Genomic DNA, 1684 nt, shown 5'->3' with positions numbered 1-1684 from the left:
GCCGGGGGTTCCGAATGCTCCGCAGCCGCCCGGCCCTCCCGGTTCTCCCGGCGCGCCTGGTGCTCACGGCACGCCGCCCGGCGGTGTGCACCACGCCGCGACGATGCTGGCCGGACCCGGCCAGGTCCCGCCGCCGCAGGCTCCACAGGTCCCGCAGCCTCCGGGTCCCCCGGGACCGGCACCGCAGGGACTGGCGCCGCAGGGACCGCCGCCCGCCTACGGCTATCCGCAGCAGCAGCAGCCGGCCGGTGTGCCGACCGTAGGCCCCGGCTACCAGGCTGTGCTGCGCTACCGCGCGCCCGACGGTTCCGAGCAGCAGCTCATCCGCCGCTCGGCGCCCGGCACGCCGCACCCGGAGTGGCAGATCTTCCATGAGCTGCGCGGGATGAACGTCCCCAACGACCAGGTGCTCGAGCTCCACACCGAGCTGGAGTCCTGTGAGCTGCCCGGTGGTTACTGCGCCCGGATGATCCGGGAGACCTGGCCGCAGGCGCGGATCACCAACATCGCCCCGTACGGCAAGGACCACGCCAGCCGGCAGGGTGGCATGCAGCAGCTCCTCACCCACCAGGGCGAGTTGCACCAGGTCGCGGACGGCCCGGCGCGCCCCGCGCCGGTGCGTGCTCCGGTGCCGCCGGTACAGCCGGCGCCGCCGGTGCCCCCGGAGGGCATCGCTCAGGAGCTGGCGGGGGCGTTCGGGCCGCAGGGCATCTGCCGGTTCGACCAGCGGGCGGTGTCCCGTCAGGGCGTGCCGGAAGTGGTGGCGCGCACCCTGGTGTGGGCGGGCCTGCCGGCCGACTTCGGGCCGTTCTTCTGGGCGCAGCCGGCTCAGCCGGTGGTGCCGACCCTGGCCGAACTGGCCGCGCAGCGGCAGGTCCAGCCGGCGTCGGACGCCGGTTCGTATCTGGTCGTGGGCAGCGACTTCGGCCGGGCGATCTGTGTCCAGTACGGCACGGCGCAGATCGTGGCGGTGCCGGTGGAGGGCGGGCCCGGCGGGCAGCCGATGGCGCCGCAGTTCGTGAACAGCGGGCTGCCGGAGTTCACCCGCTGCCTGGCGCTGCTCGGCCGGATGTGGCGGCTGCGCTTCGGGCTCAACCCGGAGCAGGCGGGCCGCTGGACGGTCGACTTCCAGTCGCAGCTCGCGGCGCTCGATCCGGCGGCGCTGTCGTCGCCGGAGAGCTGGTGGTCGGTGCTGCTGGAGCAGATGTGGGACGGCCTGATCTGACCGCGGTACGCGCACGGTCCTGACCCACGGAACCCGGCGTCCGCCCCGCACCCCGGGGCCGGACGCCGGGTTCCGCCGTCCCGGGCCCCGCGGTACGGGCGGTGCTCGCGCCTCGTGCCTCGAACTCCCTCACGCCCTGCGGGTGTGGCGACCCGTCGGGGCCTGGAAGCGTGCCGGTGCCCGTCGGCGCAGCCGGGGTGCCCGTCCTCGGACGCCGGACGGGCTTGCGGTGTGCCGGTACCGCGGGTGGGCCCGGTGCCCGTCCCCGAACCGCCGGACGGGACGGGCTCCGACGGAGCCCGTCCGAGACCCTGCCGGGGCCCGGGCGCAGCCCCTGTTAGCGAACGCCCCGGGGGGGGGGGGGGGGGTGGGGTGTGGGGGGAGGGGGGGGGGGGGGGGGGGGGAGGTTGTGTAGTGTGTTTTGGGGGGGGGGGGAGAGGGTACAGCCCACCCCCGCGA

1 protein-coding gene is annotated in these 1684 nt (G+C 76.0%); it reads left to right on the top strand.

Going from position 1 to position 1684, the window contains the following annotated elements:
- Positions 1–1225, top strand: a 1225-nt coding sequence (locus tag AC0699_RS25120) for an SUKH-4 family immunity protein (protein ID WP_478664176.1), incomplete at its 5' end; no start/stop codon positions are given.
- Between the last annotated feature and the right edge of the window lie 459 nt (positions 1226–1684).

This window comes from Streptomyces sp. NPDC043870 (assembly GCF_056435785.1).
The sequence above is the reverse complement of the archived record's forward strand: the minus strand, read 5'-3'. Positions and strand labels throughout refer to the sequence as shown.